This window comes from Paenibacillus sp. YAF4_2 (assembly GCF_052113225.1).
Classification (GTDB): Bacteria; Bacillota; Bacilli; order Paenibacillales; family Paenibacillaceae; genus Pristimantibacillus.
On the sequence record NZ_JBFRCT010000015.1, the window covers coordinates 90,484 to 114,877 of the forward strand.

The following is a 24,394-nucleotide window of genomic DNA, read 5'->3' on the forward strand; positions in this document are numbered from 1 at the left end:
CTCTTCCTTGGAAATAAAATGCTTTACTTCTCCTTCAAACTCCTTATTACGTAGACTATCAACAATCGTTCTGCTAAAATCCCAATGGTAAATACAGAATGAATGTGGGACGGGTTAATACTGTTAGCCATTTCCTCATGAAATTGTTGCTCTTGATCTCCTAATTCCATCATATCGCCAAGAACCAAAACCTTATGATGATAGCGCAGCTACTGCTCCGTTCTCGAATGCCTTCTGTACATAGTTGTGTCCATCATCGATTCTTACGATTGGGACAAATAAATTGCATTCCTTTATGGTTCTGGAATCAATGCATACGCCTTGGATGCTTATATGTTCAGGAGAATGCATAGAAGCGGTAACGCCGTTTCTTTGGACCATGGATACGATCTCTTCCAACGAACGTTTGATCACAATGATTCCCTCTCTAGGTTCAATAAGGCTATTATGGCATTTCTGCTTGTTAAATTAACCAAATTATTTCGGCTGAGCTATCCACGAAAAGGAGAGGGCACCTTCAACAGGCACCCCCTCGTTTTTAAGCTGCTATGCTCTCTTCTCCACCGGAATCCAAATCTCGCTCCGATAGGTCGGCGATGTAATATCCTTATGCTCATTCCACAGGATCTCCGGACCTTCGGCCACTTCGTAATTCGAGGACGGGAACCACTCCGAATAAATGCGACCCCAAACATTCTGAAGCGTTGCCGGGAATGGGCCAACAGCTTCGAATACAGCCCATGTTCTTGGAGCAACCTTCAGCTCACTAAATTCATCCGGACAGGCTTCTGTTGTTGCAACCCCGATATAGTGATCCAACTCCCCTTTTTCCTCCATACGACCTTCTGAGAAATGAACGGAGGCATTTAACAGACCCTTTGGAGTAACATTGGACAAAGATTTCAACTTATTAATCCGATCCTCGTTCAAGCTTTGCCACATAGCTGCAATCTCTGGATTCACTCCCTCAAACACGATGGGAACCCTTTTCATAATGCCAGCGATACTGAATGCTTCCTTCTCTTCAATCCGGTAATTCATTTCGTCTCCCCCTGTTACAGATAGTTGAAAGGACATTCGTGGAAAAGCTTTGAGAGACTGGCCGCTATGTCTCGCCTCTGACGGTGTGATGCCGTGTACGCCTTGGAATGCCTTCGTGAAGGAATCTGGTGAAGAATAACCATACTTGACGGCAATATCAATCACTCGAGTAGATGACGAATCCATAAGATCAAATGCTGCGAGTGTCAAGCGCCGGCGGCGGATATACTCGGATAACGTTACTCCAGCAAGGAATGAGAACATTCTTGTAAAATGGTATTCCGAGCAGCACGCCCGCTTTGCTACTTCTTTGAAATCAATCTCCTCTGTCAGATTGTCTTCGATAAATTTCAAGGCTTTGTTCATATTGTCCAGTGTATTCATTGCCCTCCTCCTTTCCTCATCAATAGAATAGCAAAAGCTATTCCTGCCTATCCGACAATTCATGCACAAGGATAACGGCTTACTCATATGTAAAAAAAGACAAGCTGACTCAGCTTGCCCCGCGACTTTATTAGGCCATTGTTACTTCTTCAATCATACAGATGGGTACATGAATGAGCATGCTGTCATCGTATCGAAGCTGTACAAACTGCTCTTCTACCTTTTCGATCTTCCCGTTCCACTTCTTGCCTTCTTCTGTCAAGATCGCTACGAACTGCTGTGATAACTTCGCACACAATAGGATAGATCGAATTGTCGAGATCATCCTCAGCTCCCCTGCTTTTCCTCGAATTCATCCGATAGTTTTACAAAAATGGGACTTATGCCTTAATTTTATAGGATTTAAGTTCATTATTCAATTCAATACTTCATACGGTCTTCACTTAGATAATTAAATGATATACTCGAATAATATTACTTCTTTTGTATTTTCATTGCACTTCACCTCCCTTAAATGCCACTATCAAAGTAGAATTGCTAGACTGAAAGGAGCTCCCCCCATGAGCCAAAAACAAAAGCTGAATAATGATTGGTATTTCTCCAAGCATCCGCTAGGAACCGAAATAGATACGATTAAAGCTGGTAAGATTCCTTGGGCCCCCATCACCGTACCGCATGATTGGCTGATCTATGATTCGAACAATCTGTATGAGAACAGTGTTGGCTGGTATCGCAAAACCATAACTCTTACTGAAATCGCCCCTCACACCTGCTATTCGCTTCGATTTGAAGGCGTTTACATGAACTCGACGCTTTATGTCAACGGGCGGGAAGCCGGTACCTGGAAAAATGGTTACTCGACGTTTGAACTCGACATTACTTCTTATTTAATAAATGGCGACAATGAAGTTTACGTTCAGGTTATTCATGAGTCTCCGAACTCCCGTTGGTATTCTGGTGCAGGGATCTACCGTCCCGTATGGCTGGTCACCTCTCCTGATACCCATCTCGCTTCGGATGGCATTTATATTTCTACTTCCAATAAAGGTGAGGCGTGGGCCGTTGAGGTGGATACCGAGGTCGTATTTGCGAAACCGTCAAGTGCAGCAGAATTTAAGCTCCGCCACAGCATTTTGGATGCCTCATCATCAATTATTGGCCAAGCTGAAGTTTCCCTCCAATCAGAAACTGATCATACAGTAACCTTTAGCAGCATCCTGACGGTTCAGGGTCCGCTCCTATGGGATATTGAGCGGCCGAGCTGTTATATGCTCCAGACGGAGCTTCTTGCTGATGATGTTGTTATTGATGTAGAACAACAAACCTTCGGCTTCCGCACATTTGAATTTGATACGGAAAAAGGCTTTTTTCTCAATGGCCGTCATGTCAAACTCCAAGGTGTCTGCCAGCACCATGACTTAGGCTGCCTTGGCGCTGCCGTGAATAAAACCGCACTAAGAAGACAAATTGCACTTCTTCAAGAGATGGGCGTAAATGCCATTCGAACTGCTCATAACATGCCTGCTGTAGAGCTTATGGAATTAGCAGATGAGATGGGAGTCCTTATCGTATCCGAAGCATACGATATGTGGGAACGGGCAAAAACGACTTATGACTTTGCGAGATTTTATGCCGACTGGTGGGAAAAGGATATTTCCAGCTGGGTTCGCAGAGACCGTAATCACCCCAGCATGCTGATGTGGAGTATCGGCAATGAAATCTACGATACCCACGCTGATGAACGCGGACAAGCACTTACGATTGAGCTTCGTGACAAGGTTCACTTCCATGATCCTAAGGGCAATGCTGTTGTCACCATCGGCTCTAACTATATGCCATGGGAGAACGCCCAAAAATGCGCGGATTTGGTCAAGTTCGCTGGCTATAACTATGGAGATAAATATTATCAGCAGCATCATGAAGAACATCCGGACTGGTTCATATATGGCAGTGAGACCTGCTCGACCGTACAAAGCCGTGGTATATACCACTTCCCTCTTGCCCAATCCGTCTTGGCGGATGATGATGAGCAATGCTCGTCGCTAGGCAACAGCTCCACCAGCTGGGGGGCCAGAAGCACCGAAGCCTGCATCATTGCCGACCGTGATGCAACCTTCTCGCTGGGACAATTTCTGTGGACCGGCTTTGATTATATTGGTGAGCCTACCCCATATCACACAAAGAACTCGTATTTCGGACAGCTGGATACCGCTGGATTCAAAAAAGATTCGTTCTATATCTATCAAGCGGAATGGACCAATTATAAAGTAAAGCCAATGGTTCATATTTTCCCGTATTGGGATTTCTCTGAAGGTCAGTTAATTGATGTACGTGTATGCTCGAATGCACCAAAGATTGAGCTGTTCTTCAATGAAGTGTCGATGGGTACCTATGAGATCGACCATGCTCATGGACAGAAGCTGCTTGGTGAATGGCAAATTCCTTATACTCACGGCGTTCTGCGTGCCGTTGCCTACGATGAGTCGGGTAACCCAATTGCAACCGACGTGAAGTCCTCCTTTGGAGATGCGGCTGCTATCCACCTCACACCGGACAAAGATACCGTAACCGCTGTTGGTTCCGATCTGATCTTCATCGAGATCGCTGCTCTCGACCAAGAGGGTCTGCCGGTAGATAATGCGAATAATCGGATTCATGTAACGGTTGAAGGACCTGGCCGTCTTGTAGGGTTGGATAATGGCGACAGCACGGATTACGATTCGTACAAAGGAAATAACCGCCGGATGTTCAGCGGCAAGCTTCTTGCTGTTATTGCTTCAACGCTGGAGAGCGGAACCATTACAGTTCGAGCAGCCTCCAACGGCTTGACGTCCAGCGAGATTACGTTAACCTCCGTTGATCCTGTAACTGCCGATTCAACTGAAGAATATTCGTTGTATGCTTATAACCCGGCTATGTCTTCTGCAGCTGGCGATCTAGTTTTGGAAAATGATGAAATTCCCGTTCGTAAGCTGGAGATCATCTGCCCGCAAGGAAATGAACTAACTGCAGACACCCGCTCCCTTCCGGTTCAAGTCGTTATTCACCCTAGCAATGCGACTTATAAGGAGATCGAATGGCGGGTTACGAATGTCGCCGGAGTGGATGCAAATATCGCAAGCCTGCAGGCAATCGGCCAAGAAGCTGTCGTTACCGCCCTAAGCGATGGTGATTTCTATATTCGCTGCGCGACGAAAAACGGTTCAGACCAAACCCGGCTTTATTCCTTAATGGAATTCCGGATTAACGGCGTCGGACAAGCTTTTATCAATCCGTATGAGTTTGTATCGGCCGGTTATCATAGCGAGTCAAGCCGCAACCTGACGAATGGCAATGAACGTGGTGTTGCAACAAGCAGAGATGGCGAGAGCTGGATCTGCTTTGACAATATTGATTTCGGCAGCTTTGGCACGGATGAACTGACATTACCGATCTTCTCTTTGGACAGCGCACAGTTCCTGATGGACATTTGGGAAGGCATTCCTGGTGAGCCAAACGCCTCCTTGATTACCCAAGTGTCCTATCATAAGCAGACCAAATGGAACGTCTATCAAGAAGAGACCTACCGATTGCCGCGGAGATTGAAGGGGATTACGTCCCTCAGCTTTGTTCTGAATCGAAAAATCCATCTGAAAGGCTTCCAATTCAACAAAGCCATTAAGGCTTTTGAACGCCTTGAAGCACTGGATAATAATCAGATCTATGGAGATACCTACACGCTGGCCGGAGATTCCATCCAGAATATCGGCAATAACGTTTCCTTAGTGTTTGAGGATATGGATTTTGGAGATGTGGGAGCAAGTAAGCTCGTGATCAACGGTCAGTCTCCAATCGACAACAATACGATTCATGTCCTGTTCAGTGGTCCAGATGGCGACTCGAAACAGCTCTTGGAATTCGCATATTCCGAAGACTATTGCAAGCGTGAGTATACACTGGAACGCATTATCGGTCCACAGACCGTCACCTTCATCTTCCTTCCGGGAAGTCAATTCCATTTTAAGTCATTCCAATTTCTATCTGAGTAAGAAACAACCTAAGAAAGGACTTCAGCATGAAGCTGAGGTCCTTTCTTTTCTCTTCTGGATGAACCGCAACCAACCTAACAAAATCGCGTACAATTGTATAAATAAGGAAAAATATTCATCACCGTCTTATCCTAGCTTTTCTTTACGAAACCTATATTCGAAGTAAATAATTATTAAAATAATTTAAGAGAAACCTTTTCGAAATTATATTTTGGTAAACTAAAGTTTACGATTCCTAACAGTCATCTAAGGAGGATTATACATTTGAGAGTGAAAGAGAATTTAATTGGAGCGGCTATCGCTTTCGTACTGATATGCGGCGCTGGGGCAATAGGCGCTAATTTCGTTCTGAAAGCAATGGGCGATGGAGATAAAGTCGAGGCTGCTGATCAATCCAATACCGCAGCAACGAACAAACCACTTCATGTTCCGCAGGTTGATTTTGAGGCAAACTCAACAGAAGGCCGTGCGATTACGACGATAAAAGAATTCCATGCTGCCTTTGACCTAAAGGTTACTGGTGGAGGACTGGATAATTTCGCATCCGATAATGACGATTCTTGGAATGAATTTTTAACCTCTGATGCATTCAATACAGACAAATATGAGGAAATCGGTAAGGCGCTTACGAGCGTACAGGGCTTGCAATTAGATATGAACACTTTAATTGAGCTAGCTAATATTGCCCGTGAAAAGCATGACCCGGAGGCTTTGCGGTTCATGCATCGTATCCTACATGATCTGGACTTATACGCTTTCCCTAATAAAGAAACGGTTCAACGTGATTATTGGGGTGTAACAAATACGGTTCCTTCTGAGGATGGGACTAACCGTACTGAAATGGAGAAATTCTTAGCAGCGAATTAACCAACCGAAACCGGGACACTCATTGTGTATCCCGGTTTTTTCATGCAAACCTTGCAATGATGTTTGGCAGCTCAAACAAATTTTCACAGACCACATCCGCATATTCATTATGAGCAATCTTACTTTTTAATACCGTTCTCATTCCCATTTGTTTTGAAGGCACCATATCTGCCTTGACGCTATCTCCAACAAATACCGTTCGCTCTGCAGAGACTTCAAGATTAGCGAGAGCTAGTTGGAAGATCGCATGATCTGGTTTTCTCATACCTACTGCACCAGAAATCACAATATCGTCGAAATAATCTTCAATACCAAGAGACTTAATTTTACTTAACTGATAAAAGGCTCTGCCATTCGTAATCATGCCTATTTTATAACCTGCTTGTTTCAACGCATGCAGCATATCCACTAATCCAGGATAACCAATTACAAACACATGGAAATTACGGTTCAGATCATCTAACATTGAAGGAAATAAAGCGCTCTCGATTTGGAAAAAGGCGATTAACTCCTCATACACTTCTTCTTTTGGCCGCACAGCATGATTCAGCACCACGAATTTTTCAATGAATAGCTCTCTTCCGACGTTGCAGGACACTAATGAAAAAGCTTCATATTGATGGTTTGCGAACCGGATTAAGGATTCGTGTTTGTCGAGCAGCGTCTGATCAAGATCGAAGATAACTGCCTCTATCTTACTCACGTAAACACTCCTTCATCAGATAATCCATGTAAGCTAGCGCATCATTCCTTCTTTGGAATCTAGAGCGATACAACGACTTCTTCGAGCCAATGCGTAACTGTATTGATTCCTGAATGATGCGATGCCATCTAGCCGGGACATGCTGAAGGGCGTACTCACCAGCTCCAGTCTTAGAGATCATGTCCTGTTCCCGAATGGAATAATAGATACGTGAAACCCCTAAGACACCCCACTCGATCATCCAATCTTTATACAGCATGCCAAAGTAATTTTTGGAAGGGAACCTCTCGACTTTTCTTTTCCAATTCATCCAATACTGTTCGACGTTCCGTTTCATGTTCTGAGTTAAAACATCCCAATCGACGGTGTAATCGTACGTACGCGGATCTTTGCCCAAGATTGGGATACCATACTGCTTGAGCTGGTACGCATCTATCGAGTTCTTGTGAAGTCTTTCAATACCCACAAGCTTCCCACTATTAAAATAGTAATAGGGACAATCTTTATAAGCCAGGTTCTCCATATCCTCCCTCACGACATATCTGCCGTCCAGACTGATCATGGGGAATTTCTGCTCTAGATCACGATGGATTGACTCGATAACTTGCACTTCCTTCTCGGTTATTGCTCTACTTGTAACAGCTACAAAATCAAGATCACTAAATCCTTCTTGAAATGCCCCTAATGAAACCGAACCAAATAGATGATAAGCTTCGACCAAGTTGGGAAGTTTCTGATCTAATCGGATAATATGTTGGTCCAAAACCTCTTGAGCCTTTTTAGGAACGGCCACCAACATCCCCCTTATCATAGTGATATAGAGAGGATAACATATAGCCATCTATTATAAAATATTGGAAATTCTAAAAATCTCGAAGTTTGATAACGGTTAAAACCGGTTCAAAAGCCTTTACCGTGCCATTCATATTTTCGCAAACCAATGTTAAGGCTGAATCACGCAGTAGGGATAACAGATGTGTTCTGCCGACTCCTACTGTTATTCAATCGTTATTCTTACCGTTAGCAAGCCTGCCTCTTGTCTTCCCTTCCAAAACACCATCTACAGCAATAATAAAAGTAATCTCTGACACGGGCTGCAGTGTAACGTTGACGGAATAAGTAACGAGATACAGTCCTGCATCTGGTACAACAATCGAGCTTTGAAGCTCAGCATTCTCTAATTCAAAGAAATCTGTAACTACGATTGGCTCCATTTTACTATTTTAACTTCAGAGAGCATTCCTGCATCTCCAAAGCTGTTAACCGGCAGCCCTGCTGGCCCTGGAGGTCCTTGGATACCCTACGGCCCCCTTGGTCCGGTTAACCCAGTAGGTCCCGTTGGACCAGTCGCACCCGTCATTCCTGTTATTCCTGACGGCCCTGTATTACGACTTACCATCATTAAGCAAAAAAAGAGCAGCCATCAGCTCTCTGAGCTATCTGGCTCTCTCCTCATTTTACATTAAACGGTGCATGCTCCAAACAATACCGCCAGTGTTGGCACCTCCTAATATTAAATTGATAGTAAGTCCATCTGCTACATAAAACAAACCAATCACATCTCCTGCTGTTAACGTAACATCCCCTGACAATGTTACGGTTCCATTGCCTAATACCGCTCGAAGATTAAGGAGAGTCACATTTATGTTGAGTAATGGAAACAATCCGCTAATTAGGGTCGTAGCCACAGGCGATGTTCGCTGAACAGCAAAGGCTGGATTGACGCCTGCTCCTAGAGAAAGGGTAATAGCAGCCGAAGTAGAGTAGTTAATCGTCGCAAGTATCTCATAACGACCCGTTACCGGAACCGTATAGTTTCCGGTCGTCGCATTAAAGTTTGCGCTAGGAAAATAAGGAGATGCCGTCGACCAATTCGTCAATTGCTGACTAGCAGAAAGACTTAACGTACTAATAAAACCAGAAAACCCTTCAGACAAAATATTAGGCCCCGTTGCTCCCGTTGCTCCCGTTGCTCCCGTTGCTCCTGTTACACCGGTTGCTCCGGTTGCACCCGTCGCCCCTATCACTCCCGTTGCTCCTGTTGCCCCTGTTGCTCCTGTTTCCCCTGTTGCTCCTGTTGCTCCTGTTGCTCCCGTTGCACCCGTTGCACCCGTCGCCCCTGTGGCACCCGTTGCTCCGGTAGCTCCTGTTTCGCCCGTTGCTCCTGTTGCTCCCGTTGCTCCCGTTGCTCCTGTCTCGCCCGTTGCTCCCGTTGCTCCCGTCGCCCCTGTCGCTCCCGTTGCTCCCGTTGCTCCTGTCGCTCCTGTCGCACCCGTCGCTCCTGTTGCCCCTGTTGCTCCCGTAGCACCCGTCGCCCCTGTTGCTCCTGTTACTCCCGTTGCTCCTGTCGCTCCCGTTGCTCCCGTTGCTCCTGTCGCTCCTGTCGCTCCCGTCGCCCCTGTTGCTCCCGTTGCACCTATTGCTCCTGTTGCCCCTGTGGCACCCGTCGCCCCTGTCTCGCCTGTCGCTCCCGTAGCTCCTGTTGCCCCTGTCGCTCCCGTTGCACCTGTTGCTCCTGTTGCTCCCGTCGCCCCCGTCGCCCCTGTCGCTCCCGTTGCTCCTGTCTCGCCTGTCGCTCCCGTTGCACCCGTTGCTCCTGTCTCGCCCGTCGCCCCTGTGGCACCCGTCGCCCCTGTGGCACCCGTCGCCCCTGTTACCCCTGTCGCTCCGGTGGCACCCGTTGCTCCTGTTGCTCCTGTCTCGCCCGTAGCTCCCGTCGCCCCAGTGGCACCTGATGCTCCGGTAGCTCCTGTTGCTCCTGTTACTCCCGTAGCTCCCGTGGCACCCATTACTCCCGTAGCTCCGGTGGCACCCGTTGCTCCGGTAGCTCCTGTTTCGCCCGTTGTACCCGTCGCTCCCGTTGCACCTGTTGCTCCTGTGGCTCCCGTTACTCCCGTAGCTCCTGTGGCTCCCGTTGCTCCTGTTACACCAGTTTCGCCCGTGGCTCCTGTCGCACCTGTACCCCCTGTTCCCCCTGTCGCACCCGTCACGCCTGTTGCTCCCGTGGCACCTGTTGCTCCTGTCTCCCCTGTCGCTCCAGTCGCACCTATTGCCCCTGTCGCTCCTATTGTTCCTGTGGCTCCTGTTACACCAGTTTCGCCCGTGGCTCCTGTCGCACCTGTTGCCCCTGTTACTCCCGTAGCTCCCGTGGCACCCATTACTCCCGTCGCCCCTGTCGCTCCCGTAGCTCCTGTTGCTCCTGTTTCGCCCGTCGCTCCTGTTGCACCCGTCGCTCCTGTTGCACCCGTTGCCCCTGTCGCTCCTGTTGCTCCAGTTTCGCCCGTTGATCCCGTTACCCCTGTTGCACCCGTGGCACCCGTGGCACCTGTGGCTCCAGTAACACCAGTCACTCCAGTCGCTCCCGTTGCACCAGTTTCGCCCATTGATCCCGTTACCCCTGTTAATCCCGCAGCGCCTGTCGCACCTGACGCTCCTGTTGCTCCAGTTACTCCCGTAGCCCCAGTGGCACCTGATGCTCCGGTAGCTCCTGTCGCACCCGTCGCTCCTGTTGCCCCAATTTCTCCTGTAGCTCCTGTTACCCCCGTTGCTCCAGTTACTCCTGTCGCACCCGTCGCCCCTGTTTCACCTGTTGCCCCTGTTGCCCCTGTTGCCCCTGTTGCCCCTGTCGCACCAGTTGCCCCTAATAATCCTATTTCACCCGTCGCCCCTGTCGCTCCCGTTGCTCCTGCTCCTGTTGCACCGGTTGCCCCTGTCGCACCAGTTTCGCCCGTTGCACCTGTCTCTCCAGTCGCTCCAGTCGCTCCAGTCTCCCCACCACTGCTGCCTGTCGGTCCGGTTGGCCCTACTGCACCAGTCGCTCCCATCTGCCCGACACCAGTCGCGCCTGTCGCACCAGTAGCTCCAGTTGCACCTGGATCTCCCATAGCTCCTTGAACACCTGCAGCTCCTGTTGCACCTGGCACCCCATCCACACCAGCTGCTCCTGTCACACCAGCAAATCCTGCTGGCCCTGTCGGTCCAGTTGGTCCAGTTGGTCCAGTGGGACCAGGTGGACAATGGCATCTAAGCCCATTCGTAATCATGACCTGAATAGAAGAAATAATGGCAATAAACTTGTTCGTATAGCTCGGATCCAAACATCCCTGCTTTACAATCGACAACAGAAGATCCATCAGCTGTTGTAAAGCTACCCCTATACTTAATGGTGAAAAGGGCATTACCTTTGCAGCAATAAGAGTAAGCTCCAACTTGGCCAGCAGCCGGGCTTTATTCGCATTTTTTATTCGGGAAGTTTGAGTCAATGTCAACAGTCGCCCCAAAATATCCCGTAAATGCAAAACAACATTCTCCGTCGCGTTATCTTGAAATAAGACTGGAATAATAGCTCTCAATTCTTGTAGAAGCAGCAAAACTGTCCCTGTATCATGACCATAGCCCTTCATTTTCCCTGAGGATCCAGAATGGGCTCGATTCAGCTTGCGGCGCTTCACTAACAACACCTCCTTTTATCCAATCGTTTCCCAAATATTAATTACATATTGACGAACAGGTTTCATAAAATCTTCATCGAATACTTAATCAGAATCACATGCTCCACATCATGTAAAATCCATTAAACATAAGGAGTCACTTATGGACGAAAAAAGAAAATGGGCATACAAGAGATTACTTTACGCTTCTCTTCTGGACATGAGGGCAATCGCCGGAAGAGGGTCTTTTCTAAGCAATCAGCATCCTTATTTATGGGAATTTTCTTTCGCTTTCCATAACTTAGCAAGATTTAATATCTTCGATTTCGAAGGCTTTGACGAAGATCATTTTTGGCGGGACTTTGACATATTAAGAACGAAATTCCCTAAGACAAATGACTATTATAAAATGTTTAATGACTTCCTTAATGAGCCATAAAGCACTTCGTGTCAACACCATTTACTACAACCTATATAGTTACGTTGTAAAGCTTTTCATCATAACTACTTAAAAGGAGAATCACCAATGATTCCACAAAGAGTCAGCTTAATAACTGTTGGTGCTTATGATCTGCCTACACTTCGTGCATTTTACCAACGTTTGGGATGGAAAGAGACTCTGTCAAGCTCGGATAACTATGCCGCGTTTCTTACAGCAGGAGTAATCCTGTCTTTGTTCCCGATTGAAGAATTAGCCCGCGATGCCGGCGTAACGTTCACGCAGGATAAACAATCTTACTCTGCTGTTTCGTATGCCATTAATGTGGACGAGCCTTCTCAAGTAGACTCCACCATTGAACAAATCCGGGAAATTGGCGGAAAAATATTACGAGAACCTAGCGATGCTTTCTGGGGAGGACGGACGGCTTACTTCGCAGATCCGGAAAATAATCTATGGGAATTGGCGTGGAATCCCACTGCCGTGTTTGACGAACGAGGTGGAATGATTTCCTTCTAAAGGGAGGCAGTACAAAATGGAAATAACAATTCGAAATATTCATGATACTGAACTTAATACTTTTGTAGAAGTCCTGACTGAAGGGGCAAGATGGATCGCTAAGAATAACGTTCCGATGTGGGATGAAGCCGATCTAACCCTAGATCAACTATTACACAGCCTAACCATAGACAACGTGTATGCAGCCATAATTGGCGGAGAATTCGCGGCCGTCATGATCTTACAAGAAGAAGACAGCTTCTTCTGGCCGGAGGATCTGTCGAACGACTCCCTCTATCTCCACAAGCTGTGCATCAGAAGAAAATATGCAAAGTCCGGATTATCTAGCAGCATGCTTGAATTTGCGAAGAATCGTGCACATGACTTACATAAAAGCTATCTGAAGCTGGATTGTGCCTCTGATCGCCCTTCCCTTCGCCAATTATATGAGCAGCATGGCTTTCAGCTTGTCCGCGAAGCGCAAGTCATGGAGAAATACTCTGCTGCCTTCTACCAATACAAAGTAAAGAGCTATGCCGAAGCCTAAGGCTGCGACATAGCTCTTCTGTTTTTTCACTCTACTTCAGCGGCACCCAGCTCAACTGTCGAGCTTGCCACTTCAACTCCGTTCACCAACAAGGCGATACGATGCTCTCCAGCATAATGTTTGCGGGTTGATAGGTCTGCAAAACGATGAATTCTGTTGCCAGAGAGTGTTGAGCCGCCTGGAACGGTTTTGTCTGATAAGAGAAACAGCTTACGAGAAGCTTTCCCTCCAGATTTCACGAAATCTATGCCGTATTCAATCCGTAGATGCATCGGCTCACCGTCTTTGGCTTGCAGCTCATATTCCAGACGGCAGTTATCTCCAATCTCCAACAACGCTGGACGAGCATGCAAGGATGCCGAAATGATGATCGGATCTGATTCAGCTGCTTCCATCGCATAGCCAAACAAAGCAAGTACCTCCGGATGAGCTTTGCGTATCAAATTTCGGCAGGCATGCCGGATAATCCAATCCGTATAGGGATGCTGACCCTTCCATCTGCGGGCTGTCTCGATAACAACATCCGGATGGTCCTTAACAATATCATTCAGATTATTGGCGACACTCTTACGGACATACAAAGATGGATCTTCCTTCAATAACTCTAGAATTGGAAGAATCGGCGATGGATCTTTCTTAAAGACAAGAAGTGCTTGTCCCCACGGTAGTCGCGGTCTGCAGCCTTCGCTTGCCAAGCGGCGTACATGTTCATCCGGATGTTGTGCCCAGGTTAGCATTTGGCGAATCATTCGCTTCGGGTCACGAAGCAAAAACACACGAACGGCGAACTCCGCCGAAGATTTGGTAGTGAATCGTTCTAAAGCTTGCATAGACAGCTCCCAATGCTCCTCTGCCCCTCCATACACCTCTACAAAATCCGGGAAAAATAAATAAGGAAAACCTGAGCATTCCTCATATACGGCATACAAAACAGCTAACGCATCTTCATAATCGGAAGGCAAATGCTTACCAAGTACGATTGCAATTTGACGGATCCGTCCTTTCAACTCCAATTGTTCCCACGCTTCATTCATTACCTGTGATACAAACGATTCTATATCAAATAACGGGTATGCGGCCTTTAATTTATCGGTAAACTGCCTTAGAAAAGCTTCATGATACATTTCTTTTAACGGCTCAGCCAATGGTGTTCCCCTCTTCGACAATCTCATATTCTTAGTGTTATCCATATCACCATTATAGAACATTTGTTCTTATATGGGAATAGCCACTTTTTCAATATAAAAAAAGAAACCAGCTTGTCTTATAGACAACTGGTTCCCCTATTTTGTTAGACAAGTATTAGAATTCGTTAATTCCCAAGTTAAACTGCCACTGAATACCAAACTTATCGGTAACCTGTCCATACAGTTTACTCCAGAACGTCTCTTGCAGCTCCATGACGATCGTACCGCCATCACTCAATCGATTAAATGCCGTACGAAGTTTTTCTTCTTCGTTCTCTACATACGCCAGTGTAATATTGTTGCCTAGAGTAAACGGCATACCAGGGAAGATGTCGGAGAACATCACATTGCTTCCGCCAATGTTCAGGCGAGTGTGCATAATCAGGTTTTTGGCTTCTTCAGGCAATGGATAATCCGGATGTGGCGGCACTTCACCAAATGTCATGAGCTTAGGCTTGTCCAAACCGAATACAACTGCGTAAAACTCCGCCGCTTCTCGGCAATTCCCATCAAAGTTCAAATAAGCATCAACGGACATCTAGATCTCTCCCTGTGCGAATAGTATTATGATCGCTGAATGGCAATCCTTCAATAATGTACCATTTCTCGCAGCAAGAATCAAAATTTTCTATCTAGTCTTAAACTTCGACAGCACTTCTTGCAAATGCTGGGCCATATGGCTGAAATCTTCCGCAGATGCAGAAATATCTTTCATTGATGCAAGCTGTTTTTGAGAGCCCAGCGAGATACTTTGGGAGTGACTATGGGTAGATTGAGTCATTGTCGCAATCTCTGTCATAGACGCTGTCACTTCTTCCGTACCTGCTGACATTTGTTCCGATGCAGCCGATACCTCTTGGATTTGGCTCGAGATTTCCTGGAAGGTCGCCGTAATCCTGCCGAATACCTCACCAGCCTCATTGATCAGCTCCGAGCCGATTCCAACATCTTCAACCCCTTGATTCATCGCATGTACCGCTCTTGCCGTTGTTCCTTGTACTTCTTGAATCAGCTTCGTAATCTCAGACGCTGAATGAGCAGATTGCTCCGCCAGCTTCTTCACTTCATTTGCCACAATAGCAAATCCTCTGCCATGCTCCCCTGCTCTTGCTGCTTCAATGGAAGCGTTAAGCGACAGCAGTTGCGTCTGATTTGTAATCTCTTGAATGACCGACACGATATTGCCGATTTGATTCGATTTCAATTCCAACTCTCGGACTTCTTCAGCCGAATTGCCAACGGATGTATGGATCAGCTTCATTTGTTCAACGGCATGCGTAACAGCAACTTGTCCAAGCTGAACTTCATCCAGCGAGGTTTGAGATGCTTCTGCAACAACAGAGGACGATTCTGCAATCCGCTGCACACCGGTAGCCATCTCTTCCATCGCTGTAGAGGTTTGTTCAGCCGCCACCATTTGATTCTCTCCAGCTGTTGCGACATTTTGAATCGCATCACCAATCTGACTGGAAATATCGACCGAATCAACAGACGCTGCCGTCAGCTCTTCCGAGGATGCGGCAAGCTGTTCAGCAGCAAAGCTTACTTTGCCAATGGTGTCAGAGAAGGAATCCAGCATTTGATTCATATGATCTGCAAGAGTGCCCAGTTCATTTTTCGTTTTCACTTCAAGCCTAGGCCTTAAATCGCCGCTTGCAAGCACTTTAATCACATTCGTTATGTATACAATTGGTGTCGCCATTTGGGTTGCGGAGATATAGGTAGCGATCAACGCCAACAGCGTCATGACTAATGCAACTCCGATTGTTTTCCACAGCATATCCGTAACCGGCTTCATCGCTTCTTTCTCCGGTATCGACAGCTGAATCACATAACCATTCTTGTCGCTTCGGCATAGCCGATTTTTTTCACGCCATCAAATGTAAAGGAATAATTGGTATCGTGTCCTTGTTTCGCTGATTCGAATGCTTCCACAGTTGCAGGCATATTCAGGTCATATACGGTTTTGTTCATGACCAAATCTGCTCTCGGATGACTGATAACGAGGCCATTGTTGTCCATTAAGATGGCATAACCTGTTTTACCAACCTTCGTATCACGAACAATTGCAGCTGCAGCATTGATCTCATAACCAAATATGTAGAATCCATAAGCTTTGCCGTTTTGCATAAGTGGTGCGGCGATGACAATAGAAACTTTGGAAGGATCAACTTTGTTCACGAGCGGATTACTAACCGTTAATCTACCTTCTGATACGGATTTGAAATAAGGACGTTCAGATACATCAATCCGGTCACCGGTTCCTGATACGGTAAAATTCTTGCCCGTCATGTCGAGGGAAAAGCCTGGGGACATTAAATCCGGATTTTCTTTTATAAAATGTTGAATCAACTCGTCATGCTTTTGTGCATCTTGACCATAATATTGTCCGATGCCTGCTAATGCATTTATTTTGGTCACTTTCGACTGTAATTCCTCGTCCATCCTTGCTGTAATTACATCCGCCTGCAGGGCAAGATCCTTTTTGATCTGGCTTTTGAATAAGGAAGAGTTGGAAAGGAATAACGCAACAGACATGGACGCGACGATCGCAACGGCGATGATCAGCGTGGTAATCAACATGCGATGCGCGATCTTGCGTGTCTGGAATATTCGGGGTAATTTGAACCTCTTCTTCATCTGTTATATGCACCCTCTCATTGTTGTCGGTTGGCACAACAAAAAGACCTCTGCTCTTCGTGAGCAGCCCGGCGATCATACCAGCTGCAGTTTCCTGCTTCGACTTAGACCCGTGGCTTTGCGTCCCCGCCTTTCACGCCTTTATGCATTTTTGAGCGAGGTCACACTTAGTAAAAGATTAACGTGATGCCAGCACGACTTATCCTACACTATAAATTTGAGTTTTCCATTGCTTTAAAGTTAGAAAATTGTTAGATTTTCCGCGCAATTGGGAGCTATACCCAAGTTTCTTTTCCACCATGGATAGTGTAAGATGTAGAAAGCGATTCAGAAGATACAAATAAATGGCAGGAGTTGTGGGGTTTGGCAAAAAACGAAATCATTCTAACACCCGAAGGTCTTAAGAAGCTTGAGGAAGAGCTCGAAGAGCTGAAGACCGTCAAACGTTCCGAGCTTGCACATCGTCTTAAAGTAGCCATCAGCTATGGCGATCTAAAAGAGAACAGCGAGTACCACTCGGCCAAGGATGACCAAGCTTTTATGGAGACAAGAATTACGCAGCTGGAGAAAATGCTGAAGACCGCACGTGTATCTAACTCGGTTGATACGACGAAGGTTGGAGTTGGCTCGAGCGTTGTTCTGAACGATATTGAGGTATCTGAGAAAATCGAATACCGCCTTGTTGGTCCCGCAGAAGCAGACGTATTTAATAATAAAGTTTCATATGAGAGTCCGCTGGGCCAAGCGCTAATGGGCAAAAAAGTTGGAGATATCATCAAAGTTGATGCGCCGATTGGTATCATTAAATATGAACTGCTTGAGATCAAAGTGAACAACTAAAGAATAGGATGCAGCATACGATGCTGCATCCTTTTTTTTACCACATCGGAATGTATAAGTTCTTTAAAGCCATAAAAATCATTCCGATTGGCGATAAAAACTTCCGCTTAAACGCGGTCGCTCATCTTCGAAGTACTCCGATAGGAGTTTTTCTCATTCTTCGAACAGTTGGATGAAGTTCTGTGCACTTCTGGATAAATACCGATCCTTGAGCCAAATAATACCGACATCTGATTGAAAATCTGCATCTGATATCGTGAGCATCTTTATAGATGGAAGAGGAAAAGAAGCCATGACCGACTTCGGAAATACGGTTGCTCCAATGCCGGCTGCTACCAACGCTACGATGATTGCTACACTTGAGCATTCGCAGATTACCTTTGGTTCAAAGCCATGTGCTCTTGCCTCAATCATAACGCGGTGATGCATGGCGATGGTTTTGTCGGTTTTAAGAGTCAGAAACGGAAGATCCGCCAGCTCGCTCATTAATAAGGTGTTCTTATCTGGGTCACTTACCCAGCCGGACGGAAGTACGGCCACATAGGGATCAGACGGCAGCGGCAAGACAGAGTATGGCTGTGTATGTAAGGTCGATTCGAAAGGGATCCTCGCAACAATCAGTTCAATATCCCGCTTCTCTAGCAGACTGCCGAGGATAAAATGGTCCCCTTCCCATATTTTGAATGTGACGTTAGGATACAGCCTGCGGAATTGCTCAATAGGCCTTGGAAGCAAGGAAATACAGGACACGACAGAGCCGATCGCGAGTGTGCCGTGAAGCCCGGCATCCAGCTCTTTCACTTCATGAATGGTCTCGTTAAATTCCTGCAGCAGCCGTTCTGCTTTATTCTGCAGCAGTTCACCCGCATGAGTCAGAACAAGCCCTTTTCCACTTCGATCGAACAGCGTGACGCCAAGTTCATCCTCCATCAGCTTTAGCTGACGGCTCAGCGGAGGCTGTTCCATGTTGAGCGCTTTCGCCGCACGAGTGATTTGTCCTTCTCTGGCGATCGCCAGAAAGTACCTTAACTGTCGTATATCCATAGCCAGCCCCCAATATACCTTTTCGGTATGTGTTCACAATAAAACAGATACTTTAAATATATCGATTGGCATGGTACGATTCAACTATAACTAGCAACAAGGAGAGATCAAATACGATGAAACCAACCATCACAATAGAACTTTCTACGAACAAAAAACCGAAACCAAAAGCATCTGAGCTTGGATTTGGCAAGTATTATACCGACCACATGTTCATTATGGATTATGATGCAGCTACTGGCTGGTATAACCCGCGCGTCGTGCCTTATCAGCCGATTTCGCTTGATCCTGCAGCCAAAGTGTTCCATTATGGTCAAACAATCTTTGAAGGCCTTAAAGCTTACTTAACCGGTGATGGCAAAATCCGTCTGTTCCGTCCGGAACAGAATATGGCACGTCTTAATCGTTCCAATGCACGTCTTAGCATTCCTGCAGTAGACGAAGAGCTGGCGCTTGAAGCGCTGAAGCAGCTTATTCTGACAGACAGCGACTGGATCCCATCTGATGCGGAAACTTCCCTGTATGTACGTCCTTTCGTTATTGCAACGGAAGCACAGCTTGGTGTTAATGCATCAACGCAATACATGTTCATGATCATCATGTCTCCGGTAGGCTCCTACTACGCGGAAGGCATTCATCCCGTTAAAATCCATGTGGAATCCCAATACGTTCGCGCAGTACGCGGCGGTGTCGGCAATGCGAAGACTGCTGGTAACTACGCAGCAAGCTTGAAAGCGCAGGAAGAAGCTTATGCTCATGGCGCTTCTCAGGTGCTATGGCTTGATGGTGTTCACCGCAAATATATCGAAGAAGTAGGCAGCATGAACGTCTTCTTCAACATTGATGGTACTGTAGTAACACCTGCACTGAACGGCAGCATTCTCGATGGCATTACACGTGACTCGATCATTCGTCTGCTGAAACATATGAATGTGCCTGTTGTTGAAAGACAGCTGTCAATCGATGAGGTTGTTGCAGCTCATCAAGAAGGTCGTCTTGTCGAAGCATTTGGAACAGGTACTGCCGCGGTTATTTCTCCAATCGGGGAACTGTCTTGGGAAGGTACTCGTTATGTCATTAACGAAGGAAATACCGGCGAGCTGTCGCAAAAGCTGTACGACATGCTGACCGGTATTCAAAGAGGTACAGTAGAAGATCCGTTTGGTTGGTCCGTTATTCTTGAACCGTCCGAGCACCTAGCTGCACGTTAATTGCCATAGGTCTTTACAGACATTTGGTCTAAACTCTTAAACTCATAACCTTGCTTGCGGGCTTCGTCGATAATCGATCCGAGCGCAGCGGCATTATCTTTGGACACGGTATGAAGCAGGATGACCGCTCCGGGATGAAGCTGGGCGACCACTTGATTGTAGGCGAAGCCCGCTCCTCTTTGCATGTTCACATCCCAATCCTTATAGGCAACGGACCAGAATACGTTTGTATAGCCGGATTCCTTACTTACCGCCAGCACATTGTCACTGAAAATCCCTCTTGGCGGCCGCAAATAAGTCATGGCCTGCTGTCCGGTCAGCGTATTGACCTGCTCCTTCACCTTCTCCAGCTCGGTACGAATTTGTTCAGCTGAGATTTGAGTCATATCTGGGTGGGTCCAGGAATGATTACCTACAAGATGACCTTCGGCCGTCATCCTTTTCACCAGCTCAGGCTGATCCTTCACATAATGCCCCGTTACGAAAAATATGGCAGGCACCTGCTTCTCCTTGAGCACATCAAGCACTTTAGACGTATAGCCATTCTCATACCCATTATCAAAGGTAAGATACAGCTCCTTCTTGGTCGTGTCCCCTAGAAAAATCGCTCCATGCTTCATTACCACATCTTTGAAGCCCTCTTCATTAATCGAAGGCAGCTGCCCGCCTACACTTTTCTTGAATCCAAAATGAAATGGCCCGGCCAGCGCGTCAGCCGGATGCTGGGCGACCAGCAAAGACAAAACGGCCGCGATCCATAACGTATGGATCCATGCTGATTTTTTTCTCATTTTTGGCTTTACTCCTCTATGTGTAGTCCGCTTATTTTCCCCCATTTCAGAAATTCCAATCCTGTATTTGCAGTTTGACAAAATTAGTTGTCAGAGATATAGTTGTTGTAACAACTAATTTGGAGCGTGAGTAAAATGCATCAAAAGGGATTGGATCATTCGCTTGGCTTCTTGCTTGGTGCCACCTATCGGAAGCTTACGAATTTCTTTGCGAGCCGCATCAAGGAATTTGGGCTGACCCCCGAACAATGGGCTGTTCTATTCCGCGTACGGGAGGAAGACGGTTTAATTCAGAAGGAAATTGCAGATCGGGCGGGCAAGGATAAGCCTACGACTACTCGTATATTAGATACGCTAGAGGCGAAAGGCTTTGTGACGAAGCGTGCCAGTGAGCATGACCGCCGTTCTTTCCAGGTATTTATTACCGAGCAAGGCAAAGAAACGGCGGATGCGATTGAACCTATTGAATACAGCACCATTGCTGAGATAGCGCAAGTGATGTCCATCGAGGAATATGAGCTTATGAACCAACTGCTAAGAAAACTTAACGACCATACAACCAGCTTATTGGAGCATGAAAAGGAGCAATGATACACCATGAACATACATCCAGAGAAACTTTGGACGAAATCTTTTATTACGTTGACCGCCAGTTATTTGCTATTATTTCTAAGCTTGCAAATGCTGCTGTCTCCGTTCCCTACTTATGCAAAAGAACAATTTCATCCAGATAACTTCACCTTAAGTCTTGTCACCAGCTTGTTCGCCTTGGCAGCGATCGTTACACGTTTTGCAATGACGCCGCTGCTTCGTGTCGTTCATCGGAACGTGATTTTGTTTTCCGGACTTGTTCTCGCAACAATAGCCACTATCCTCTATCCATTCGCTGAATCGATGACTGTTTTATTAATTCTGCGGGCTGTCTTCGGGGTTGGCTTCGGGATGACTAGTACAATTATCCCTACTTTAGTTACACAGATCATTCCAAAGAAAAGAACGGGTGAAGGGATCGGCTACTTCGGTATTTCCACAAGCTTAGCGATGTCGCTTGGTCCGATGATTGGTCTCTCTGTCATCAAACAATCCGGATTTACTACCTTGTCAGTTATCGGTACAATCGCCCTTGTCATAATAATTCCGCTTCTCTTGCTTACACGTAGTATTCCGCAGCAGCCTGCCAGAATTCAACCAGCTCCGGTTCAGACTACTGCCGATCAAGGACAGCGCTCATCTTCGACAGCTCGCATGATGGTACCTGCCGTGTTAAACATGCTGATGTCGATTACTTACGGCGGTATTCTTGGTTTTATTGCCTTGTATGGCGCACAACGAAATATTGAGCAGATCGGCTTGTTCTTCTTATTTATTGTGTTTACCGTTCTTGTTATTCGTCCGATATCCGGCAAATTATTCGACCGTCGCGGACCAATGCTCGTCCTTATACCTTCCGCATTTATCGTCATTGCCAGCTTGATTATTCTGTCTTATGCACACTCGATGCCACTCATTATTATCTCGGCCTTGTTGTACGGATTTGGCTTTGGTGCCATTCAGCCGACGACACAAGCATGGATGCTGCGCGAGGCTGCACCACATCAAACAAGCTTTGCCAACAGTTTATATTACAACACCATTGACCTTGGCGTTGCTGTTGGATCGATGCTGCTAGGCATTATTGCATCCGCTACAAGCTATGCAGAGATGTACAGATACGCTGCCGCTGCCATGGTCCTCTTCTTAATCGTCTCCTGCGTAAGTATGATCGCAGGCAAACGAAGCAAGACCGTGAAGACATCAACCACCGCAGTATCTTCCCGATAAAAAAGGCCGAATCCAGTGAGCCTCAAGGCTTCTGGATTCGGCTTTTTTCACTTAATGTATAAGTAATTGTTCCTGTCAAAAAAGATATAGTATAACGTTAATAGGTTATTTACGCCTCCTAAATTTTCATGGAAAATTGAACATGCTCTCGACAGCTTTTTCACCTTTTGCGTCTTGTAACTTATTAGAAAGAAAGATACTCTTAATGGAAATATGATCCTATTTAGAGGTGGATGCTGGATGTCTTACGAGACACCTAAATTAAGTGCATTGGCTATTAATCGAGCTTTGCTCGCAAGGCAAATGCTGTTATCGCGTTCGAATATGTCTGTACTTGATACATTGGAATGGTTTATCGGCCTGCAGGCTCAAGCTCCAAACGCGCCATATTACTCTCTTTGGACAAGACTGAATGGATTTGAGCAGTCACAATTGTCTACTCTAATTCAAAATCGTGAAGCTGTGCGGATCGCCCTTATGCGCTCCACTTTGCATCTTGTATCTGCTAAAGACTGTCTATTGCTTAGACCATGGGTACAGCCTGTACTCGATCGAGGATTAAAAGGATCTTTTGGCAAGGCTTTGTCTGGAATCGATTTGGACAGCGTAGCACTTGAAGGCAGAAAACTTGTCGAGGATGAAGCACGCACATTCAGTGAGCTAGGTAAATTTCTAGCTGACCAGTGGCCAGGTGTTAATAGTGAAGCCCTCGCTGCTGTTATACGCAACTACGTTCCACTCATTCAAATACCGCCGCGTGGTTTGTGGGGAGAAAGCGGACAAGCAACCCATACCTCCTCAGAGGTCTGGCTGGGACAATCCCTTAGTGAACATGTCGATACGGAAAATTTAATATTACGTTACCTCGCCGCATATGGGCCAGCAACGGTAAAGGATATGCAGGCTTGGTGCGGACTCACGCGTCTCAAAGAACATTTCGAAAAGCTGCGTCCACAGCTTCTTACTTTTCTGAACGAACAAGGCAATGAGTTATTTGATCTTCCTGATGCACCCCGCCCTGACGCCGAAGTAATACCACCAGCTCGCTTCCTTGGCGAGTTCGATCAAATGCTTCTTGGAGTTGTCGATCGATCACGGGTGATGGATATTACGTATACCAAACGAATCTTCACCGCCAATGGCATCCTGCGTGCAACGATCCTGCTGAACGGTTACATCACCGGTATATGGAAAATCGAGCGAGAACGAAATAAAGCTTCTCTCCTCATCGAGCCCTTCCGTGTGCTGACTAATGAAGAACAAGCTGAACTAATTATAGAAGGCGAAAAGCTGCTGCAATTCGCCGCCCCAGGGCAAGAACAAGACATTCGTTTCAGCAAATAGGCGGACGCTTTCTCCGCACTGCACCTGCTCTTACCCGCTTCGGTATGGTTTTTGCGACTTATTTGACCACTTTTGATCCACCGAGCCCGCACTTCCCCACTGCAGTACGGTTTTTCCGTCTTATTTGGCTACTTTCACCTCACCGTGCCAGCTCTCACCCGCTGCAGTACGGTTTTTGCGACTTATTCGCTGCCGACAGACAATAAATCGGGCCACGGTTCCTCGTGAACAGTGGCCTGTTTTTATCGTGCGCTGCCGAAGACTTGCGCCACTCTCAAAGCATTTGGCGCTCAATCAGTTGCTTACTTACAGCTTATCCATCCGATAAGTGTAACCGCAGAACTTACATTTGAATAAGACGCCGTCCTCACCAACAACATACGTCAAGCGATCATCATCCTCAAGCTCAATATACTCTCTACCCGTTTCATCACGGTCTCCGGTTGCAAACAAACCTGTTTTGTTACCGCATTCACATTCAAAGATCAAAACCATTCCTAGCCCATCTCTCTTTCTAAAATATTCTATTTTTATTAGTAACTTTCCCATTTAAAGCTTGACAATGATACGATTTGTATC

General features: G+C 46.5%; 22 protein-coding genes, 1 pseudogene and 1 riboswitch. Of the genes and pseudogenes, 9 read left to right on the forward strand and 14 right to left on the reverse strand.

Annotation, left to right across the window (positions count from 1 at the left end; genetic code table 11):
- Window positions 1-201: 201 nt before the first annotated feature.
- From AB4Y93_RS26775 to AB4Y93_RS26785, 3 genes and pseudogenes are all read right to left on the reverse strand, one after another.
- Window positions 202-381, reverse strand: a pseudogene (locus AB4Y93_RS26775) (UDP-N-acetylmuramoyl-tripeptide--D-alanyl-D-alanine ligase); the annotation flags it as partial.
- Window positions 382-546: 165 nt separating this feature from the next.
- Window positions 547-1,425: an AraC family transcriptional regulator gene (locus tag AB4Y93_RS26780; RefSeq protein ID WP_441896626.1), complete on the reverse strand. Its 879-nt coding sequence runs from the start codon at window positions 1,423-1,425 to the stop codon at window positions 547-549.
- A gap of 130 nt (window positions 1,426-1,555) precedes the next feature.
- The gene (locus AB4Y93_RS26785; protein WP_441896628.1) at window positions 1,556-1,750 is read right to left on the reverse strand and encodes a hypothetical protein; all 195 of its coding nucleotides are present in this window, start codon (window positions 1,748-1,750) and stop codon (window positions 1,556-1,558) included.
- Between the two features lie 235 nt (window positions 1,751-1,985).
- Here AB4Y93_RS26785 and AB4Y93_RS26790 point away from each other — a divergent pair, with 235 nt between their 5' ends.
- Window positions 1,986-5,453 carry a glycoside hydrolase family 2 TIM barrel-domain containing protein gene (locus AB4Y93_RS26790; protein ID WP_441896630.1) on the forward strand — a complete coding sequence of 1,156 codons (3,468 nt, stop codon included), beginning with the start codon at window positions 1,986-1,988 and terminating at the stop codon, window positions 5,451-5,453.
- 264 nt (window positions 5,454-5,717) lie between these two features.
- Entirely contained in the window at window positions 5,718-6,320 is a 603-nt protein-coding gene (locus AB4Y93_RS26795) for a hypothetical protein (RefSeq protein ID WP_441896632.1), read from the forward strand.
- A gap of 40 nt (window positions 6,321-6,360) precedes the next feature.
- Here the strand turns inward: AB4Y93_RS26795 and AB4Y93_RS26800 are convergent, their stop codons facing one another.
- From AB4Y93_RS26800 to AB4Y93_RS26815, 4 genes are all read right to left on the reverse strand, one after another.
- Window positions 6,361-7,023, reverse strand: coding sequence for an HAD family hydrolase (locus tag AB4Y93_RS26800; RefSeq protein WP_441896634.1), 663 nt, complete (start codon window positions 7,021-7,023; stop codon window positions 6,361-6,363).
- On the reverse strand, window positions 7,016-7,816 hold the full coding sequence (locus tag AB4Y93_RS26805) for an aminoglycoside adenylyltransferase domain-containing protein (RefSeq protein WP_441896636.1): 801 nt from the start codon (window positions 7,814-7,816) through the stop codon (window positions 7,016-7,018). Before AB4Y93_RS26805 ends, AB4Y93_RS26800 begins: the two co-directional genes overlap by 8 nt.
- A gap of 208 nt (window positions 7,817-8,024) precedes the next feature.
- Window positions 8,025-8,237 (reverse strand): hypothetical protein, encoded by a 213-nt coding sequence (locus AB4Y93_RS26810; RefSeq protein WP_441896638.1) that lies wholly within the window; start codon window positions 8,235-8,237, stop codon window positions 8,025-8,027.
- A 243-nt stretch (window positions 8,238-8,480) separates the two neighbouring features.
- Complete coding sequence (locus AB4Y93_RS26815; protein ID WP_441896640.1) at window positions 8,481-11,474, reverse strand: collagen-like repeat preface domain-containing protein; 2,994 nt, start codon at window positions 11,472-11,474, stop codon at window positions 8,481-8,483.
- A 505-nt stretch (window positions 11,475-11,979) separates the two neighbouring features.
- Between AB4Y93_RS26815 and AB4Y93_RS26820 the strand changes: the two genes are divergently transcribed.
- The gene (locus AB4Y93_RS26820) at window positions 11,980-12,411 is read left to right on the forward strand and encodes a VOC family protein (protein ID WP_441896642.1); all 432 of its coding nucleotides are present in this window, start codon (window positions 11,980-11,982) and stop codon (window positions 12,409-12,411) included.
- A 16-nt stretch (window positions 12,412-12,427) separates the two neighbouring features.
- The gene (locus AB4Y93_RS26825; protein ID WP_441896644.1) at window positions 12,428-12,937 is read left to right on the forward strand and encodes a GNAT family N-acetyltransferase; all 510 of its coding nucleotides are present in this window, start codon (window positions 12,428-12,430) and stop codon (window positions 12,935-12,937) included.
- 26 nt (window positions 12,938-12,963) lie between these two features.
- On the opposite strand, the gene AB4Y93_RS26830 is transcribed toward AB4Y93_RS26825, so the two are convergent.
- From AB4Y93_RS26830 to AB4Y93_RS26845, 4 genes are all read right to left on the reverse strand, one after another.
- On the reverse strand, window positions 12,964-14,082 hold the full coding sequence (locus tag AB4Y93_RS26830) for a DNA alkylation repair protein (RefSeq protein WP_441896646.1): 1,119 nt from the start codon (window positions 14,080-14,082) through the stop codon (window positions 12,964-12,966).
- Between the two features lie 157 nt (window positions 14,083-14,239).
- Entirely contained in the window at window positions 14,240-14,662 is a 423-nt protein-coding gene (locus AB4Y93_RS26835) for a VOC family protein (RefSeq protein WP_441896649.1), read from the reverse strand.
- A 90-nt stretch (window positions 14,663-14,752) separates the two neighbouring features.
- Window positions 14,753-15,955, reverse strand: a complete 1,203-nt coding sequence (locus AB4Y93_RS26840) for a methyl-accepting chemotaxis protein (protein ID WP_441896651.1) — start codon at window positions 15,953-15,955, stop codon at window positions 14,753-14,755.
- A complete protein-coding gene (locus AB4Y93_RS26845; protein WP_441896653.1) occupies window positions 15,952-16,764 on the reverse strand; it encodes a cache domain-containing protein in 813 nt (270 codons plus the stop codon). Before AB4Y93_RS26845 ends, AB4Y93_RS26840 begins: the two co-directional genes overlap by 4 nt.
- A gap of 59 nt (window positions 16,765-16,823) precedes the next feature.
- A riboswitch (cyclic di-GMP riboswitch) is annotated at window positions 16,824-16,922 on the reverse strand.
- A 205-nt stretch (window positions 16,923-17,127) separates the two neighbouring features.
- On the opposite strand from AB4Y93_RS26845, the gene greA reads away from it, so the two are divergent.
- A complete protein-coding gene (gene greA, locus AB4Y93_RS26850; protein WP_167273435.1) occupies window positions 17,128-17,604 on the forward strand; it encodes a transcription elongation factor GreA in 477 nt (158 codons plus the stop codon).
- A gap of 153 nt (window positions 17,605-17,757) precedes the next feature.
- Here the strand turns inward: greA and AB4Y93_RS26855 are convergent, their stop codons facing one another.
- Complete coding sequence (locus tag AB4Y93_RS26855) at window positions 17,758-18,648, reverse strand: LysR family transcriptional regulator (protein ID WP_441896655.1); 891 nt, start codon at window positions 18,646-18,648, stop codon at window positions 17,758-17,760.
- A 116-nt stretch (window positions 18,649-18,764) separates the two neighbouring features.
- On the opposite strand from AB4Y93_RS26855, the gene AB4Y93_RS26860 reads away from it, so the two are divergent.
- Window positions 18,765-19,859 (forward strand): branched-chain amino acid aminotransferase, encoded by a 1,095-nt coding sequence (locus AB4Y93_RS26860; RefSeq protein WP_441896657.1) that lies wholly within the window; start codon window positions 18,765-18,767, stop codon window positions 19,857-19,859.
- On the opposite strand, the gene pdaA is transcribed toward AB4Y93_RS26860, so the two are convergent.
- Complete coding sequence (gene pdaA / locus AB4Y93_RS26865) at window positions 19,856-20,650, reverse strand: delta-lactam-biosynthetic de-N-acetylase (RefSeq protein ID WP_441896659.1); 795 nt, start codon at window positions 20,648-20,650, stop codon at window positions 19,856-19,858. The two genes, AB4Y93_RS26860 and pdaA, sit on opposite strands and share 4 nt — an antisense overlap.
- A 135-nt stretch (window positions 20,651-20,785) precedes the next feature.
- On the opposite strand from pdaA, the gene AB4Y93_RS26870 reads away from it, so the two are divergent.
- The 3 genes from AB4Y93_RS26870 to AB4Y93_RS26880 all read left to right on the forward strand — a co-directional run bounded on the left by AB4Y93_RS26870 (window position 20,786) and on the right by AB4Y93_RS26880 (window position 23,815).
- Window positions 20,786-21,241, forward strand: a complete 456-nt coding sequence (locus AB4Y93_RS26870; protein WP_441896661.1) for a MarR family winged helix-turn-helix transcriptional regulator — start codon at window positions 20,786-20,788, stop codon at window positions 21,239-21,241.
- A 6-nt stretch (window positions 21,242-21,247) separates the two neighbouring features.
- A complete protein-coding gene (locus AB4Y93_RS26875) occupies window positions 21,248-22,471 on the forward strand; it encodes an MFS transporter (RefSeq protein ID WP_441896663.1) in 1,224 nt (407 codons plus the stop codon).
- 240 nt (window positions 22,472-22,711) lie between these two features.
- Window positions 22,712-23,815 carry a winged helix DNA-binding domain-containing protein gene (locus AB4Y93_RS26880; RefSeq protein WP_441896665.1) on the forward strand — a complete coding sequence of 368 codons (1,104 nt, stop codon included), beginning with the start codon at window positions 22,712-22,714 and terminating at the stop codon, window positions 23,813-23,815.
- Window positions 23,816-24,121: 306 nt separating this feature from the next.
- Here AB4Y93_RS26880 and AB4Y93_RS26885 read toward each other — a convergent pair whose 3' ends face one another.
- A complete protein-coding gene (locus AB4Y93_RS26885) occupies window positions 24,122-24,310 on the reverse strand; it encodes a hypothetical protein (RefSeq protein WP_441896667.1) in 189 nt (62 codons plus the stop codon).
- Between the last annotated feature and the right edge of the window lie 84 nt (window positions 24,311-24,394).

Excerpts from the sequence above, each read along its gene's own strand:
- AB4Y93_RS26845 (WP_441896653.1), bottom strand. The coding sequence starts at position 16,764 with ATGAAGAAGAGGTTCAAATTACCCCGAATATTCCAGACACGCAAGATC.
- AB4Y93_RS26785 (WP_441896628.1), bottom strand. The coding sequence starts at position 1,750 with ATGATCTCGACAATTCGATCTATCCTATTGTGTGCGAAGTTATCACAG.
- pdaA (WP_441896659.1), bottom strand. The coding sequence starts at position 20,650 with ATGAGAAAAAAATCAGCATGGATCCATACGTTATGGATCGCGGCCGTT.
- AB4Y93_RS26885 (WP_441896667.1), bottom strand. The coding sequence starts at position 24,310 with ATGGTTTTGATCTTTGAATGTGAATGCGGTAACAAAACAGGTTTGTTT.
- AB4Y93_RS26880 (WP_441896665.1), top strand. The coding sequence starts at position 22,712 with ATGTCTTACGAGACACCTAAATTAAGTGCATTGGCTATTAATCGAGCT.
- AB4Y93_RS26870 (WP_441896661.1), top strand. The coding sequence starts at position 20,786 with ATGCATCAAAAGGGATTGGATCATTCGCTTGGCTTCTTGCTTGGTGCC.
- AB4Y93_RS26835 (WP_441896649.1), bottom strand. The coding sequence starts at position 14,662 with ATGTCCGTTGATGCTTATTTGAACTTTGATGGGAATTGCCGAGAAGCG.
- AB4Y93_RS26820 (WP_441896642.1), top strand. The coding sequence starts at position 11,980 with ATGATTCCACAAAGAGTCAGCTTAATAACTGTTGGTGCTTATGATCTG.
- AB4Y93_RS26860 (WP_441896657.1), top strand. The coding sequence starts at position 18,765 with ATGAAACCAACCATCACAATAGAACTTTCTACGAACAAAAAACCGAAA.
- AB4Y93_RS26780 (WP_441896626.1), bottom strand. The coding sequence starts at position 1,425 with ATGAATACACTGGACAATATGAACAAAGCCTTGAAATTTATCGAAGAC.
- AB4Y93_RS26855 (WP_441896655.1), bottom strand. The coding sequence starts at position 18,648 with ATGGATATACGACAGTTAAGGTACTTTCTGGCGATCGCCAGAGAAGGA.
- AB4Y93_RS26875 (WP_441896663.1), top strand. The coding sequence starts at position 21,248 with ATGAACATACATCCAGAGAAACTTTGGACGAAATCTTTTATTACGTTG.
- AB4Y93_RS26810 (WP_441896638.1), bottom strand. The coding sequence starts at position 8,237 with ATGGAGCCAATCGTAGTTACAGATTTCTTTGAATTAGAGAATGCTGAG.
- AB4Y93_RS26825 (WP_441896644.1), top strand. The coding sequence starts at position 12,428 with ATGGAAATAACAATTCGAAATATTCATGATACTGAACTTAATACTTTT.
- AB4Y93_RS26790 (WP_441896630.1), top strand. The coding sequence starts at position 1,986 with ATGAGCCAAAAACAAAAGCTGAATAATGATTGGTATTTCTCCAAGCAT.